Origin of the sequence: Psychrobacter nivimaris, assembly GCF_904846365.1 — a bacterium.
Lineage (GTDB): Bacteria > Pseudomonadota > Gammaproteobacteria > Pseudomonadales > Moraxellaceae > Psychrobacter > Psychrobacter nivimaris_B.
Genome location: NZ_CAJHAL010000002.1, coordinates 1 through 16,277, shown reverse-complemented (window position 1 = coordinate 16,277; position 16,277 = coordinate 1). Strand labels below are relative to the sequence as shown.

At 45.3% G+C, this 16,277-nt stretch carries 12 protein-coding genes; 9 read left to right on the top strand and 3 right to left on the bottom strand.

The features are described 5' to 3' along the window. Positions 1–8 precede the first annotated feature (8 nt). Together JMX63_RS01125 and JMX63_RS01120 are read left to right on the top strand one after the other, a co-directional pair. Positions 9–929, top strand: a complete 921-nt coding sequence (locus tag JMX63_RS01125) for a hydroxymethylglutaryl-CoA lyase (protein ID WP_201570296.1) — start codon at positions 9–11, stop codon at positions 927–929. Positions 930–970: 41 nt separating this feature from the next. Then, entirely contained in the window at positions 971–2,158 is a 1,188-nt protein-coding gene (locus tag JMX63_RS01120; RefSeq protein ID WP_201570294.1) for an isovaleryl-CoA dehydrogenase, read from the top strand. Positions 2,159–2,281: 123 nt separating this feature from the next. On the opposite strand, the gene JMX63_RS01115 is transcribed toward JMX63_RS01120, so the two are convergent. Both JMX63_RS01115 and JMX63_RS01110 read right to left on the bottom strand, forming a co-directional pair. After that, positions 2,282–3,010: a pantothenate kinase gene (locus JMX63_RS01115; RefSeq protein ID WP_201570291.1), complete on the bottom strand. Its 729-nt coding sequence runs from the start codon at positions 3,008–3,010 to the stop codon at positions 2,282–2,284. 231 nt (positions 3,011–3,241) lie between these two features. Further along, positions 3,242–4,231, bottom strand: a complete 990-nt coding sequence (locus tag JMX63_RS01110) for a biotin--[acetyl-CoA-carboxylase] ligase (protein ID WP_201570282.1) — start codon at positions 4,229–4,231, stop codon at positions 3,242–3,244. Positions 4,232–4,406: 175 nt separating this feature from the next. Between JMX63_RS01110 and JMX63_RS01105 the strand changes: the two genes are divergently transcribed. The 7 genes from JMX63_RS01105 (at position 4,407) to JMX63_RS01075 (ending at position 15,751) form a co-directional block, all read left to right on the top strand. After that, positions 4,407–5,210 carry a sulfite exporter TauE/SafE family protein gene (locus tag JMX63_RS01105; protein WP_201570501.1) on the top strand — a complete coding sequence of 268 codons (804 nt, stop codon included), beginning with the start codon at positions 4,407–4,409 and terminating at the stop codon, positions 5,208–5,210. 48 nt (positions 5,211–5,258) lie between these two features. Next, entirely contained in the window at positions 5,259–6,254 is a 996-nt protein-coding gene (locus tag JMX63_RS01100; protein ID WP_201570273.1) for an STM4504/CBY_0614 family protein, read from the top strand. 35 nt (positions 6,255–6,289) lie between these two features. Next, the gene (locus JMX63_RS01095; protein WP_201570271.1) at positions 6,290–7,231 is read left to right on the top strand and encodes a hypothetical protein; all 942 of its coding nucleotides are present in this window, start codon (positions 6,290–6,292) and stop codon (positions 7,229–7,231) included. A 66-nt stretch (positions 7,232–7,297) separates the two neighbouring features. Beyond that, complete coding sequence (locus tag JMX63_RS01090) at positions 7,298–11,248, top strand: AAA family ATPase (protein WP_201570269.1); 3,951 nt, start codon at positions 7,298–7,300, stop codon at positions 11,246–11,248. Between the two features lie 215 nt (positions 11,249–11,463). Next, positions 11,464–12,480: a cell division protein ZipA gene (locus tag JMX63_RS01085; RefSeq protein ID WP_201570268.1), complete on the top strand. Its 1,017-nt coding sequence runs from the start codon at positions 11,464–11,466 to the stop codon at positions 12,478–12,480. Positions 12,481–12,850: 370 nt separating this feature from the next. Then, positions 12,851–14,842, top strand: a complete 1,992-nt coding sequence (gene ligA, locus JMX63_RS01080; RefSeq protein ID WP_227673208.1) for an NAD-dependent DNA ligase LigA — start codon at positions 12,851–12,853, stop codon at positions 14,840–14,842. A 3-nt stretch (positions 14,843–14,845) separates the two neighbouring features. Further along, positions 14,846–15,751: a hypothetical protein gene (locus JMX63_RS01075; RefSeq protein ID WP_201570262.1), complete on the top strand. Its 906-nt coding sequence runs from the start codon at positions 14,846–14,848 to the stop codon at positions 15,749–15,751. Here the strand turns inward: JMX63_RS01075 and JMX63_RS01070 are convergent. Beyond that, positions 15,739–16,277, bottom strand: a 539-nt coding sequence (locus JMX63_RS01070; RefSeq protein ID WP_201570260.1) for an IS3 family transposase, incomplete at its 5' end; no start/stop codon positions are given. The genes JMX63_RS01075 and JMX63_RS01070 overlap by 13 nt on opposite strands.

The following is a 16,277-nucleotide window of genomic DNA, read 5'->3' as shown; positions in this document are numbered from 1 at the left end:
CAATAAGCATGAGCCACTCGTATCCAAGCCATGTCACCATCGTCGATGTCAGTCCGCGTGATGGATTGCAAAACGAATCCATGACGGTACCGACCGAGGTTAAACAAGCCTTAATCAATGATTTAATTGCAGCAGGTGTCAAAAAATTGGAGGCGACCAGTTTTGTCTCGCCAAAGTGGGTGCCACAAATGGGTGATAACAGCGCACTACTTGATGCGCTTGCGCCAACGCGGCAGAAGGACGTTTGTTACTCAGTACTCGTGCCCAATATGCGCGGCTTTGACAATGCGATTGCCTACCGTCCTGATGAAATTGTTATTTTTTGCTCAGCCAGCGAAACCTTTAGTCAAAAAAACATCAATTGCAGTATCGATGAGAGTATTGAGCGTTTCGCGCCCGTTGCCGCTGCGGCAAAAGCGCAAGGTATTAAAGTACGTGGCGTCATCTCTTGTACGGTTGGTTGTCCCTATGAAGGCGAGATTGACCCAAGCCAAGTAGCCTATGTGACCAAGCGTCTGGTAGAGATTGGTTCAGAGCAAATTGGCATTGCCGATACGATCGGTGTGGGTACGCCGCTCAAAGTACAACGAGCATTGCAAGCTGCACTTGAGTATGCTGATATCTCTATGCTATCAGGTCATTTCCATGATACTTATGGCCAGGCACTAAGCAATACTCTGGCTGCCTTGCAGATGGGTGTGAGTGAGTTTGATACTTCCGTCGCTGGTCTTGGCGGTTGTCCGTATGCCAAAGGCGCAACGGGCAATGTTGCGACTGAAGATGTGGTGTATATGCTGCATGGTATGGGTATCAGCACGGGTATCGATTTGGATAAATTGGTCGTGGCAGGCGAGCGTATCAGCGAGTTCTTAAAGCGTCCTAACGGCTCAAACGTGGCACGTGCTCTAATCAATAAACGTCAGTCTTAAAAATTATCGTAAAAATTAAATACTAAAAACAAGGAATGGTTATGAGTTTACCTGGATTAAATTTTCAACTTGGCGAAGATATTGACGCCCTACGTGATGTCGTACAGCAGTTTGCTACCAATGAGATCGCCCCACGTGCTGCTGAGATTGATAGCAGCGATGAGTTCCCAATGGATTTGTGGCAAAAAATGGGCGACCTCGGTCTACATGGTATTACCGTTCCTGAAGAGTATGGCGGCTCTAACATGGGTTATGTTGCCCATATGGTTGCAATGGAAGAGATTAGCCGTGCTTCGGCATCGGTAGCACTGAGCTATGGTGCGCACTCAAACCTATGTATTAACCAAATCAAACGTAACGGCTCTGAGGCACAAAAGCAGAAATATCTACCAAAGCTAATCAGCGGCGAGTTCATCGGTGCACTGGCCATGAGTGAGACAGGCGCTGGCTCAGACGTCGTTAGTATGAAGCTCAAAGCCGAAGCAAAAGACGGCAGCTATATTTTAAACGGTAGCAAAATGTGGATCACCAATGGCCCTGATGCGGACGTAATGGTGGTCTATGCCAAGACCAATCCTGAATTAGGTGCAAAAGGCATGACGGCCTTTATCGTTGAAAAAGGTATGGAAGGCTTTGGTACCGCACAAAAGCTAGATAAGCTCGGCATGCGTGGTAGCCATACTGGTGAGATGACTTTCAATAATGTAAAAGTACCAAGCGAAAATATCTTGGGCGGTCTTAATCAAGGCGTCAAGGTCTTGATGAGTGGCCTAGATTATGAGCGTGCCGTATTAGCCGCAGGTCCTATCGGTATCATGCAAGCGGTGATGGACAATGTGGTGCCTTATATCCACGACCGTAAACAGTTTGGTCAAGCGATCGGTGAGTTCCAGCTTATCCAAGGTAAAGTTGCGGACATGTATACGATACTGCAAGCAGGTCGTAGCTTCTTATATACCGTGGGTAAAAATCTCGATATGTTGGACGCGCGCGGTGCCGGTCATAGTCGAGAAGTACGTAAAGATTGCGCCAGTGTGATTCTATGGTGTGCTGAAAAAGCCACATGGATGGCAGGCGAGGGCATTCAAATATTTGGGGGTAATGGCTACACCAACGAGTATCCACTTGGTCGCTACTGGCGCGATGCTAAGCTATATGAGATTGGCGCAGGTACCAGTGAAATCCGCCGTATGCTAGTCGGTCGTGAGCTGTTTAACGAGACTAAATAAGAAAGTATTGGGGCAATAACTAGAAACACGTTAGCTATTTTCTGATAGTAAAATAAAAAAGCAGTACGCTTAAAACGTGCTGCTTTTTTCATGTCAACGTCAAACCGAATTATCTATAAGCGGTTAAGACTTATTCCGATAATCAAAGTATCTTGCCAAACCGTTCAAGAGCAAATCATCACGTAAGCGCACTGGGCGATTAACATGCTGCGAAATAATAGCTGCATCACCACCTGTCATAATCAATTCAAAATTAGGGTGACGATGACTAATCTCATTGATCGCGCCGACGATAGAAAGCAAAATACCGCGATGGACCGCGTCTTGAGTGGTTAAGCCTTGGCTGACGCTATCAAAAGTACCGTTCGAGATAGTGATTTGCTTAGTACCAGAGAACAGTGATTCACGTTGCAGGTAGATACTGGGGAAAATATAACCGCCCAAATGCTCAGCATGATCAATCAAATCAATGGTCACCGCTGTACCGCAACCAATCACACACTGGCGTTTTTTCTTATCGACCGCACCGAGCATCTGTAGCCAGCGATCACAGCCGAGCTGCTGATCATTGTAAGCACTTTTCATCAGAGTATGTGCTGCATCGACATGGACAAACTCAAACGGAATATTCAAACGACTGAGTGTCTCTGATACTTTTGCATTGAGATTGTCACCCAATACCGATGAGATACCAATAAAGTCAGGTGCATAACGCTCAAAACGATCTGTCAGACCCATAAGTAGTTCGGCAGGTGCTTGCAGGTGCTGCTTGGCATCATGTGCGACTATTTGTCCGATATCATCGGTTAGCCAGTATTTTAGGCGGGTATTTCCAAGATCAAGCCAGAGCATAAAAGTCCCTTTATATAGTGCTCGTTAATGATGGGGTTCATCAATATAGTTGTCTAAGCCTAGGGCATGTCCCTAATTCAAACGTTTGTCACTAAATGGGCCAAAAATGGCTAAATCTTTGACAAACGGCGTCAAATAGCTGGTCAATATCTCGATATTGTCTGCACTATTTTCCTTGTTTGCCTGCGATTCATCTCATTTTTATCACCATTTTTAAAATAGGGACACGCCCTAATAAATAACGTCGATGCGTCCAGTAAAAAGCGTAGAAATCTTACCGCTATCTTGGCGCAATTGCAAACAGCCATGTGTGTCGACACCGCAAGCGATTCCCGTCACGACTTTTTCTTCGTTATTATAGTCTTGCGTGACGCGTAAGCGCAGACCTGATAGCGCATCCATCATCGCAAACTGCTCCAAAAAACTATCCAAATAATAAGTATGACCCGTTGGCTGCTCTATGCCCAAATGCTCAAAGCGTGTCATCGCCGCCATCAATGTTTTGCTCATCTGCTGATAGAGCATTGGTAGGTCTGGTAGGCTCGAAGATCGTGTCTCTAAAGGCAGCCTCTCATTAATATCTTGTAAGCTAATCGCTTGGTAGCTCATGCCTTCAGACGTTTGTGTGGTGAGCTTGGGTGCTGCCTGTACGTTTAGGCCAATGCCTAGCACCACACCGACCAACCTACCAGCTTTAGTCACTGGCTCTATCAAAATACCAGCCAGTTTATTAAAGGGTAGGGTACGCTGATTTGCTACATCACCATTCAATACGGAATCCAATACCGAGCTGTCCGTCATGGATTGCACTTTAGATAGCTCTTCAGATTGACTCTTAGTTTGCTGATAAAAACCCAAGTCATTTGCCCATTTCACACCGATTGGTGTCAGTCCCTGCGCTTGTAGTTGCTCGTTCAGTGTTTGAATGACGGGCATTTTTGCCAGTTCAAGGCCAATGATGAGCGATAGCAAGCCACTGATTGGCATATGCACGGGATGGTATAGCGACAGATAGACATTGCCGCGCGGTGATTGCCACGAGCGCCCGTGCTGTCCACGACCTGCGCTTTGGGTTTCTGCGGTCAAAACGTGTACGGTGGCGACATCTAATGCCCCGTTTTGCAAGGCTTCTATCAGCTCGCTATTGGTCGAGGCGCTACTAGCCACATGACGGTGATTGAGCTCGGATAAATAGGTAGAAAAACTAGTGAGTGGCGGCATAAGTTTAGTCGATGTGGTTAAAGGAAACTTTGATATACTGAGCGATTATTGCGGTCAGACAGTACCGAGTAAACAGCATAAAGGTCACGCTGAGATTTGGCAAATACAATTAAGCACGCCTAAGCGCTAGTGAGTACTATAGCGCCAGTCAGTATTATAAAAGGTTCGTTCTATGATGTTATATGTGTGGTTTGTGATTGCAGGCGCGTTTGCGGGTGTCAGCGCGGGCTTGTTTGGCGTCGGCGGTGGCATGATTATCGTGCCGGCTTTGGTCTGGATTTTTACCGCTTATGACTTTTCGCCAGAAGTAATCACCCATTTGGCCATCGGGACGTCACTGGCGACCATCGTTGTAACTTCAATCAGCTCACTGACGGCACATAACAAGCGCGGCGGCGTGCGCTGGGAAGTATGGCGTAAGATGGCGCTTGGATTGGTCATCGGTAGTTTGGTCGGCGCTGGTATCGCGGATATGATTGATGGGCAAGCTCTACAGGCTATCATTGGTTTCGGTGCACTATTGGTTGCGCTAAAAATGCTGTTCTTTTCAAATAAAGAACAGGTGGGTAAACCGTTACCATCGGCTAGCGTCCAGTTTGGTGCAGGCACGGGCATTGGTATGGCGTCCTCTATTTTTGGCATTGGTGGCGGCAGCTTGACCGTACCGTTCTTGAACTGGGCAGGGCTTCCGATGAAACAATCGGTCGGCACATCAGCGGCATGCGGTCTACCGATTGCATTGGCTGGGGCAGCAGGGTTTGCTTGGTTCGGTCAAGACGTGGTCAATCTGCCCGAGGGCACGATAGGGTTTGTCCATATTACTGGGTTTCTATTTATTTCAGTCGCCAGCTTTGCGATGGCAAAAGTCGGTGCCAAGCTAGCCCATGTCTTACCTGCGCTAATGCTTAAGCGCGCATTTGGCATATTATTGATATTTGCTGGAGGGCAGTTGTTATTGAGTGGGTTAGGGATGCTTTAGTTCTTAGTATGTAAAGATGTAGTGCTATTTGATAAAAGAGAGGTTGTTATGGAAAGAGAATTGTATTTCAAAAGAAATAAAGCTCAGGAAGAGAGTTTAAACCTTTATCAGTATGATGGCTTTCCTAAGGCTTTTAGAGTCCAAGTATTTCATATACTTGCGGATGTATTTTATTCCCCAGAAGATTTAGAGGTAAGGAGTTTAAGGGGTGACGTCCGAATAAATATAAGTAGCGGAGACTTGCAAAAATTTCTTCTTAATATAGACGAGGAGATGTCTACAGTCTGTAAGCAATTTTCTAGAGAAAAGGGCAGGTTGTCTATAAAAGGTCCTACTAATAAAGTATCTACTAAGAGTAGCTATCAGTCTATCCTAGAGTTTTTTATTAGTGAACAGGATACAGATGACTTTCTCACTATCTTAGAGATGGTTTGTAATGTTGTTGAAAATAAAACTTCAGAATTTGATTTTGGTAAACGTGAAGATGCTTATGTTATTTCCAAGAAAGCAATTGATGAGTTAAATCAGCGCTTTTATGAACATAATATAGGTTATCAATATGAAAATGGGCAAATTGTTAGAGTAGATTCTGAGTTTATTCACACTGAATCAGTACATCCAGCACTTCAACTACTCAGTAATCCACTATATAAAGGTGCACAAGAAGAGTTTCTAAAAGCTCACGAACATTATCGTCATGGTCGTTATGATTCTGCTTTATCAGATTGTCTCAAAGCTTTTGAAAGCACTATGAAAATTATATTAGATAAACATGGTTGGGAGTATGATAAAAATCGAGATACTGCAAGCAGGCTTATAAATTGTTGTATACGTAACGAGTTAATACCAAAATTTTGGACTGATCATTTCACTTCGTTGAATAATATGTTGGCATCTAGCATACCCACACCTAGAAATAAGTTGAGCGGTCATGGTAAAGGTAATAAAACTGTAGAGGTTCCTGAACATCTTATTCAGTATGTGCTACATATGACAGCATCTACTATTGTGTTTTTAGTCAAAGCAGAAGAAACGTTAAACTGAATAAATTAGTATGCAAACCGTGAGACATTATTAGTATGAAAGCTGCAGAAAAGTACCGCCGTGTTTTCGGCTCAATGAATCATCTAAAAGACCAGTTATCATGGACGACGGGTCTCTCTAATATGGTAGAGTTTTTGGCATGGGAGCCGCAGCGCATTTTAGGCATCACTAAAAAGCAATACGTATGCCAAATCATCGAATGGGCGACTCACCCAGAGTTAAAGGATAAAAATATAGAAGAGATTGAGCAATCAATCATCAAAAAGCTCAATACAAAAATGAATGAGACTGAGCAACTAGAGACCTATTCAACGCAAACGATGGGTATCTGTAATGCGAGAGAAGCCGTGCGCCGCGTAACGTTCTTTTCTGAAGACTATCTAAATAAAGAATTCGATATTTTTTTGAGTTTGTGCAGTGATGTTTATCTGAACTTATTTTATCAGCAATGTATTAGCTTTGAGCCAAGTGGGTCATGGTCGACACATGGTAATAGCGGTATGTTCGAAAACAGTACAGAGCTCAAAGCAATGTATATGGACAACCTAGCCTACAACCATCAGGCGAATGTATTGATAGCCAATGAGCTAAAACTCGCTGGCCGGAAAAACCCAGACCCAATCCTAAAGTACTGCTTGATGTACGAGCATTTATTAGCAAAAGGCTTTATCGATAAAGGGGCAAAATTTTTGCTGTTATTTATCGGTGGTGACGCGCTAAAGCAAAACAAGCAAACGCTCGTGAATCGGGAGTTGGCTCTGTGTCATAAACGGCCAAGGAAATATCAGCATCTACTAAGACCAGAGCTGTTAGAAATAGTCGATCATTTGGAAGTGGCAAGTATCTCTTGGTCAGCCTTTATCGAGTTTAATAATCGCTATTTAGCAGAAAATAACGTCTGCCAAGTGGAGCAAAAACTGCTGCGAGGGTTCCATCAAAGCCTTGAATCAAAATCGTTTATGCAGTTAGCCGTTTAACCCTAAAAACCCACTACAATTTCAGGTAGAATAGCCGCCTGTTTTTGCTAAGTTTATTGACTCTTCATGCGTTTAAAATCTCTAAAGCTGGCAGGCTTCAAATCCTTTGCCAATCCAACAACCTTTACTTTTCGTCATGGTATCACTGCCATCGTCGGGCCGAACGGCTGTGGCAAATCCAATGTGATTGATGCCATCCGCTGGGTGCTGGGCGAAACCTCCGCCAAGCAGTTACGCGGCGGGGCGATGAGCGATGTGATCTTTGCTGGTACGCAAGACAAAACAGCCAAAAGTGTCGCCAGTGTCGAGCTAACCTTTGAGCATACCCAAGATGAGCAGACTGGTATTCGCCACGAGTTTAACTTGTACCAAGAGCTATCCGTTCGCCGTCAGGTAAATAAAGATGGCCGCTCAGATTATTTTATCAATGGTACGCGTTGTCGTCGCCGTGATGTGGTCGATGTGTTTTTAGGTACAGGGCTGGGTGCACGTAGTTATGCGGTAATTGAGCAAGGCATGATTGGGCGCATTGTTGAGTCTAGTCCTGTGCAGCTGCGTGAGTTTATCGAAGAGGCGGCAGGTGTCTCGCGCTATCAGGCTCGCCGTGAAGAAACGCAAAAGAAGTTAGAGAAGACAAGGGACAATCTAGCGCGTTTGCACGATATGCAAAGCGAGTTACTGCGTCAACAAAAGACACTGTCTAAGCAGGCGGCCAGTGCGCAGCGTTACGAAGAGTTGGCATTAACACTGGCTGATATCGAGCAGCAGCTCGCTATTCAGCAGCTGTATCAAGCCAAGCAAACGCATCAACAGCAGAAAGTAGCGCATGAGCGTAGTGCTACGGAGGTGTCGTCACTACAGGCTGACTACGACACGCTCAAAGCGCAGCAAGATAAGCTCACTGCTCGTATCAATCAAGAGCAATGGCTCAAAGACGATGCCCAAAGCGCTCACTATCAGCAGCAGCTCGGCTATCAACAAGCGGAACATAAGCTAAGTGATGCCAAGGCACAGCTGGTTACTATTGAGCAGCAACTGTCTGGCTTGGCTCAGCAGCGTATGCAATCACTCACTGATATCGAACAGCTCAACGCTGAACAAGCTGAGCAGAATCAAGCGCTAGAAGCGTTACGTCCGCAGCTGACTGAGCTAACAGATAAACGCAATAACTATAAGCGTAATGAGCAGCCACTACAACGTGCGTGGCATGAAGCGCAAAACAATCTGTCACGCTTGCAAGATAAAGCCCGTTCGCTTGAGCAGCAGCAAGCCATCAACACTCAAGCACAAAAACGCCATCAGAAAAGCTATGATAAATGGCAACGCCGCGAGCAAAACTGGCAAAACCTGTGGCAGCAATTACAGCAGTCTATAGCGCCATCTGACCGTGCTGATGTGAGTAAGACGAATAATGCGCAAGATCTCAGTCAAGTGCTAGAACAGCAAGTCACTGAGCTAAGCATGCAGTTGCAGCAGGTTGAGCGTCAACGTGAAGCCGTCGATGAACGATTATCAGAGATACAACCGCAAGCGCATAGTTTGCAGCAGAGACTAAACGCACAACAGAGCGAGCTAAGCGATAATGAAAAGCGTCATGCGCTACTGGCAGGCGAATACGATACCCTGCATCAAATACTGCATCCGAAACCTACACAACAGCAATCAGCAAAGTCGAAAGTTACCGCGACAGATAATGTAGATAACGATGGTATACATCATCAGCCGTTAGCCATTGCAACGCTACGTGAGCAGATTGAGCTAAGTGCCAAAGGGCAGGAGTATGCGCCGCTACTCGATAATATCTTGGCATTATGGCTAGATAGCCATGTGCTGGTTGCTAATCAACAAGCCAACCAACAAGCTAATCAAATCAAGCAATCAAACGTTAATAATGCTAATAGTATTTCTCAGAAAACTGATAGCTTATGGCAATCGCTTGAGCATGACGTTGCAGATTTACTGACTTATCAAACGGCACAAAACACGCCAGCCAGTGCAAAAGATAAAGCTCTAGTAGAGACGGGTCATAGCTTATGGTTGCCTACTGCGCAAAGTGATATTAGTGACCAAGAATTTGTCAGCGAATTGCCAGACAATTTGATTGATAAAGTGTTGCCATTATCGCAGTTGATTAAACAGCCTACATTAGCGCTTTGGCAGCAATGTTATATATATACGGCGCAGCTTGAGATCAGTGAGCAGCATGAAATTGATACACTTACCGATGTTCTAAAGTCATTACCACCATCAGCGATATTGCTTACTGCAGATGGTTGGCTGTTCAGTCGTCATGGGACGATTAATTTAAGCAAATTCGCTGGTGCACAGGATGAGAAAAAAGATAGCAATAGCCAATCCCTCACGCAGCGTTTGCAACAGCGTACGCGTTTGCAAGCGTTAGAAGACTTGCTTGATGAGTTTGAAACCGAAATACAAGACCAGCAAAAATCTATCGCCAAAGACCAGCGTGACTATGATGCGTTGATGGTTAGCTTGGAAGAAACGCGCGCGCAAGCTGAGCAGTTAACCCGTGATAAGCATAAATACCAGCAGCAACTGACGACCGAGCGAGCCAACGCTGAGCGCTTGCAAGCGGATAGCCAGCGTTTGAACGCTGATAAAGCAACGCTTGAGCAGGAAAAGCAAGAACTGGCGCAAGAGCAACAAACGCTCGAGCATGAGCAGCAGCACATTGAAGGCGAGATCGCCACACTCACTCCGCAAATAGTAGATGCACGAGCGACAACTCAGCAACTGCAAGCTGAGCGCAGTGAGCTAAACCGTGCACGTCAAGCTGATGATGATGCCTGGCAAGCATTGCAGCTGCGTATTCAGCAATATGAGATGCGCTTAGAACATAGTATTAGCAGTCTGGCTCGTACGACTGAGCAACATGATAAGTCGTTAGAGAATGAGCAAAGTCTACAGACGCGTCACGAGAAGCAGCAATCCAAATTGCCAGAGCTACAAGCAGCTTTGCAGTCTGCACAGGTAACGCGCGATGAGCAGCAAGTGCTATTGAACGAGCGTGATACTGCGCTAATGGCATTAAAACAAACGTACGCTGAGCAGCAGACAGCATTTGATACATTGCAAAATACATTGCAAACGCAGCAAAGCGAGCTTGCCCGTCATGCTACTGAGCTGGCACTGAGTGCAGCGCGCTTGGAAGATGCTAGTTCGCACACGCAAAGCGCCTTAGATGCCTACTATCGTGTGAGTCATAAATATAAAGCGCAAGCAGAGCAACCGCAACAAAGCATGAGCGTCTCAAACTTGCTAGCAGCTTTTATCGCTCATGATCGCCGCGTCCGTCCAGACAAAATCGCTGAGCTAGAATCTGAGCGCGCCAAGTTGACCCAGCAGTTGAGCAAAATTGGGCCAGTCAATTTGGCAGCGGTCGCAGAGTTGGCCGAGGTAAACGAACGCTTGGATCCACTCGCACAGCAGACGGCAGATATCGCGGCCAGTATGCAGACATTGACTGAAGCGATTGCCTCTATTGATGAGACGACCAAGACGCTGTTTATGCAGACGCTTGATGCGGTCAATAATGAGCTGGCCAATTTATTTGCCAAAGTCTTTGGCGGTGGACAAGCTAGCCTGACGTTGAACACTGACGAGATGCCAGCCAATACGCCAAAGTCCGAACAATGGCGGGCAGGGCTTACCTTAATGGCGCAGCCAAAGGGCAAACGCAACAGTCGCTTGGCGGTACTATCGGGCGGTGAAAAAACCCTTACCGCGCTGAGTTTGATTTTTGCGATATTTAAGCAGCATCCTGCACCGTTCTGTGTCCTTGATGAAGTTGATGCACCGCTTGATGATGCCAACGTCGCGCGCTTTACCAGTCTCATTCATGAGCTAGCAGATGATTTACAGTTTATTTTTATCAGTCATAATAAACTGACGATGCAAATTGCTGATGAGCTAAAGGGTATCACTATGCCAAGTGCAGGCATTTCTACACTAGTCAGTGTGTCGCTCGATGAAGCCGCGCGTTACGTAGAGAGCTAAGCGTGAAGTAGTTGTTACTAAAAGTGCTATGAGAATCAGTGCGATGCAAATATAATCAATCAGTTGGCATAAATGCAAATAAGCTTGACCTCAGTCCAGCATACTGGTTATAAAGTACACAATGTGGTGACGATATAGGTCAGCCATGCTAGAATATTGCCATTTATGCTCGTTTGTGTATTCCCTTTTGTTATATATACTAGGATGTATTTATCATGACCGTTATTCAGTTTATATTGATTGCCATTGCCGCGTTTATCGTGCTCGCAGGGCTGTTTATGGTCATTCGTAGCTTTAAGCGCCGCGGTGCTACCGAAGCTGCTGCGGTCAATTATGATAAAAATGGTATTCCCATCATACCGCGTCACGAGCGCAACATCGTCGATCAGCCAGATCTTGATGATACGGTCGCAGGCGAGACGAGCATCGGTCCAGATCGTAGCTACTTGGATGCCGTCGTTGAAGAAGAGCCATTGACGCAAACGCATACTAACGTTGACGCTCAACTAACGGCTGAGCGTGACCATGTAGCAACTGACGACCATGACGTCATCGATGAAGCGGACTACGCGCGCTGGCAAGAAGAGCAACGCCGTGCCGATAGTGCTGAGTTTGTAGAAGTCGCAGATCAGATGCATATCGAGCAAGAGCCTGATGCGTTCTCTAGCCTAATGTCAGCGACCGATAGCCTGATGCCAACCATTGATACGGCAGAAGAGCCAAGCTTCGATGACAACAGCCCGATACTGGATCAGCATCTATCAGAGTCAGGTGATGATGCGCAAAACGGCCCATTGATCAATGCCAAAGACAATATCAATATCACCATCTTGCCGCACCAATATCGCGATCGTCCAGCGGCGATTATCCGTGGTCGTGACCTGCTAGCATTGATTGATAAATACGGTCTACGCTATGGCGCGATGAATATGTTCCATCGCTACGAGCAAAAAGACGGCACGGGTATGCTGTGGTTTAGCATGATGGGCATCACCGATAGTGGTATCGCACCGTTTGATCCGCATAGTGTCGCGACCAACACCTATAACGGTGTCGTCGTATTCCTGTCACTGCCGCATCCACAAGCCGTACGCAGCTTTGATAGTATGATGAGCATTGCTTATATGATGGCAAGCGACCTTGATGCGATTATGCTGGATGAAGAGAATGAACCAATCACGCCTGAATACAAGCAGCAACTACGTAACCAAGTCCGTGATTATGAGGGTTAGCAGCGCGAAGGCTAAGCTAAGAAAGTTAAAAGCTGATTAATAGCAGAAATCATAAAAAAGGCGAATAGCGATTAACGTTATTTGCCTTTTTTATTGGGCTGTAGTTTCTGCAGAATACTAACCATAGTAGACTGAGCGAGCCTAACATGGTATCTGATTTATATAGGATTGACTATACCGAGCTTCCTACAAACTTGTTATCATATCGACATCTTGAATTGCAAAAAAGACGCCGACTATGACTGACTCTACCTCATCAAATAACTCTAAAAACCTACCTGCTCAAGTAGAAAATCAAGCACCTGCCAAATCTAATGTGCCTAGTCCGACCGACAGTAGTACCAATAATAGTGCAGAGATTGTCTCAAAAATGCGTGCGCTTATTGAAGCGATTAAGACGCATAACTATGCCTATTACGTGCTCGACAATCCAATTTTAGAAGACAGCGAGTACGACCAATTGCGTCGCTCGTTGCTCGAGATTGAAGAAGAATATCCAGATTTGGTGCAGCCAGACAGTCCAATCAATCAAGTCGGCGATATGCCACTATCGGCCTTCACTCAAGTCACGCATGATATTCCGATGCTGTCATTAGGCAATGTCTTTGAATATGATGATTTGCGCGATTTTATGCGCCGTGTCAATGATCGCCTCAGCGACTCGCAGCAAAACCCTGAATACGAGATGGAGCTAAAGCTCGATGGACTGGCGGTCTCACTGAAGTATGAGCATGGTAAATTTGTCCAAGCGGTCACGCGCGGTGATGGGCAGACCGGTGAAGATATTACCCAGAATGCTAAGACCATTCGTAACTTGCCCCTATGGATAGCTGATGCTGCTGATATTGAGTTGCTAGAAGTGCGCGGTGAAGTATTGATGCCTAAGGCAGGCTTTGAGCGTCTTAATCGATTGGCAGAAGAGAATGAGGGCAAAACCTTTGCTAACCCGCGTAATGCCGCTGCTGGTAGCTTACGTCAGTTAGATCCAGCGATAGCAGCCAGTCGTCCATTGGCTTTCTATGGCTATTCGGTCAATCAGGGTTTGCCTGAGAATATCGACACTCAGTCAGGGGCGTTGGCATGGCTTACCGAGCTTGGATTTACGGTCAGCGCCGTAGAAGTGGTAGCAAATCCACGCGCCGCCCAGACCTATTATGAGTCAGTGATAGAAGGGCGTAGCGATCTGCCATTTGAGATTGACGGTATGGTGATTAAGGTAAACAACCTTGCGTTACAGCAGCAGTTAGGCTACCTATCACGTGAGCCACGCTGGGCAACCGCTTATAAATTCCCTGCCGAAACGGTAATGACACGTCTCAACGATATCGAATGGCAAGTTGGCCGTACGGGTCAAATCACACCAGTCGGCAAGCTTGAGCCTGTCAAAGTTGGCGGCGTCACTGTCAGCAATGTCACCTTGCATAACTTTGGCGAGATTCAACGTTTAGATGTGCGCGCAGGCGACACGGTCAGCGTTCACCGTGCAGGTGATGTCATCCCAAAAGTCACTCGTGTCTGGCACGATCAGCGCCCAGCCGATAGCGAGCCGGTCACGCTACCTTCGACTTGTCCTGTCTGTGACTCTCCTGTCGTGCTACCAGAAGACGAAGCATTGGCGCGCTGTACGGGTGGGCTGTTTTGCCCAGCGCAGCAGCAAGAAGCACTTATTCATTTTGTCTCACGTCGTGCCATGGATATCGATGGACTTGGTGCAAGTTGGCTGATTAGCTTCTTTGAGCATGGTCTGGTCAAAACCGTTGCTGATATCTATCAGTTGCACAATCATGCGGATGAGATGGTCACCTTTGAGAAACTGGGTGAAAAATCGGTACAAAATATCATTAACGCTATCGAAGCCAGCAAGAATACGACATTGGCTCGCTTCATCTATGCACTCGGCATCCGCGGTGTCGGTGAAGGTACGGCGCAGAACTTTGCCCAGCAGTTTGGTGATTTAGATAGTCTGATGGCGGCGAGTATCGAGACCCTGATAAAAACCCCAGATGTCGGAGAAATCACTGCCGAGCTGACCTATAAGTTCTTCCGTGCGCCGCACAATATCGAAGTGATTAATTCATTGCTTGAAGCTGGCGTACATTGGGATAAGGTCGAGCAAGTCGCCTCAGAAGGGCTCCCACTCGATGGGCAAACGTGGGTCATCACGGGTGCGCTCGATAGCATGGCGCGTGATGAAGCCAAAGCCAAACTACAAGCGTTGGGTGCAAAAGTCTCGGGCAGCATCTCTGCAAAAACCACTGCGCTACTGGCAGGGGATAAGGCTGGTTCTAAACTGACCAAAGCGGAAAAATTGGGTGTGAAAGTGGTGGGTGAAGATGAGTTTTTAGAGTTGGTTAGGGAGTAAATGATGAATATTGATGAATTAAATGGTCTCGATGAAGTGACTCAAAAAGAAGTTGAGAAGTTACTGAAAGTGACGCGTGAGAAGAATGGAGATGAAGAATATATAAGTGCTCAGTTTGAGCTAGAAGACTACATGGATAAGAATAAAAAATATGAATTAGGTGTGAAGTATTTAAAGAATATAAGAGAAGATGATGGTGCTATTTACTATAAAGCATTAATACTTATATTTGCTAATCAATACTTTTTTATGAATGATTTAGATGCTTCTTATGACTCTATAGTTGAGTTCTTAGAAGGTAGTGAATATGCTTTTAATGGTGTGAAAGAGGACACTTTTGATAGTATAAGAGGCGATGCTTTTGGGGTTGCAAAAAAATATTTTTACCAAGAAAACTATATAAAATCTCTAAATTTATTTAAATTAATTGGAGGTTCTTACTCATATCAGTCCAGTTGCTACGAAAAAATATGTAAATTAAAAATGAATATTGAGACTAAGAAAATAGGAGAGATGAGTAACGATTTGAAAGGCAAGGTAGAGAAAATTATAGACATCTTAAAACTAGATTTTCTTCCTTTATCAGAAGACGAGCAAGCTCCTGAAAGAAAACTGGCACACTATACAAGTACATATACAACCAATAAGCTGCTTTCTAAAGAAAAAAATAAAGACAAGCCAAGCGCTTTTCGTTTAAATACCATCAATAATGTTAATGATCCTAGCGAAGGTAAGTTGCTTACAAACTACCTTGAGTCCGTGAAAGAGAACTCTTTTTATAAGCCTGATTTTGATGAAAGGTTACATGCGTTTATCAGCTGTTTCACTTTCAACCATGACAGTTTAAATCTGACCCCTGCTGTCAATCCCGTAGAACTAAACTTGGGAGATTTTAGTTACGCAGCCTGACGATAAAAGTCAAACCACACCTGTCTTGGCGATTTATAGCCCAAACCCTTTTGAATCCTAGTCTGATTGTAATACAGCTCGATATATTTGATGATGTCAGTAATGGCTGTGAATCGTGTTTTATAGTCCTTATGATATATTAGCTCATTCTTTAATATGCCCCAGAAGCTTTCTATTGGCGCATTGTCATAACAATTGCCACGACCACTCATAGAGCCTATAAAGTGATGCTGCTTAATGATTTTGTGGTAGGCATGGCTACAGTACTGACTGCCTCTGTCTGAATGCACAATTAATCCTTTATTAGGTCGTTTGTTTTTGATTGCCATATTGAGTGCACGGCAAACCAAGTCAGCAGTCATGCGTTTGTTGATAGCATAGCCGACAAGCTCTTTGGTATATAAATCTTTAACGCCTGCCAAATACAACCAGCCCTCAGCAGTCCAGATATAAGTAATATCGCTTACCCATGCATCATTAGGACGGTTTGCATCAAACTTCTGATCCAGCACGTTTGGATAAACCA

What these genes read in the sequence shown, in the direction of transcription:
- JMX63_RS01120 (WP_201570294.1), top strand. Translation starts at nt 971, where the DNA reads ATGAGTTTACCTGGATTAAATTTTCAACTTGGCGAAGATATTGACGCC.
- JMX63_RS01105 (WP_201570501.1), top strand. Translation starts at nt 4,407, where the DNA reads ATGTTATATGTGTGGTTTGTGATTGCAGGCGCGTTTGCGGGTGTCAGC.
- JMX63_RS01095 (WP_201570271.1), top strand. Translation starts at nt 6,290, where the DNA reads ATGAAAGCTGCAGAAAAGTACCGCCGTGTTTTCGGCTCAATGAATCAT.
- JMX63_RS01125 (WP_201570296.1), top strand. Translation starts at nt 9, where the DNA reads ATGAGCCACTCGTATCCAAGCCATGTCACCATCGTCGATGTCAGTCCG.
- JMX63_RS01115 (WP_201570291.1), bottom strand. Translation starts at nt 3,010, where the DNA reads ATGCTCTGGCTTGATCTTGGAAATACCCGCCTAAAATACTGGCTAACC.
- ligA (WP_227673208.1), top strand. Translation starts at nt 12,851, where the DNA reads ATGCGTGCGCTTATTGAAGCGATTAAGACGCATAACTATGCCTATTAC.
- JMX63_RS01085 (WP_201570268.1), top strand. Translation starts at nt 11,464, where the DNA reads ATGACCGTTATTCAGTTTATATTGATTGCCATTGCCGCGTTTATCGTG.
- JMX63_RS01100 (WP_201570273.1), top strand. Translation starts at nt 5,259, where the DNA reads ATGGAAAGAGAATTGTATTTCAAAAGAAATAAAGCTCAGGAAGAGAGT.
- JMX63_RS01110 (WP_201570282.1), bottom strand. Translation starts at nt 4,231, where the DNA reads ATGCCGCCACTCACTAGTTTTTCTACCTATTTATCCGAGCTCAATCAC.
- JMX63_RS01090 (WP_201570269.1), top strand. Translation starts at nt 7,298, where the DNA reads ATGCGTTTAAAATCTCTAAAGCTGGCAGGCTTCAAATCCTTTGCCAAT.
- JMX63_RS01075 (WP_201570262.1), top strand. Translation starts at nt 14,846, where the DNA reads ATGAATATTGATGAATTAAATGGTCTCGATGAAGTGACTCAAAAAGAA.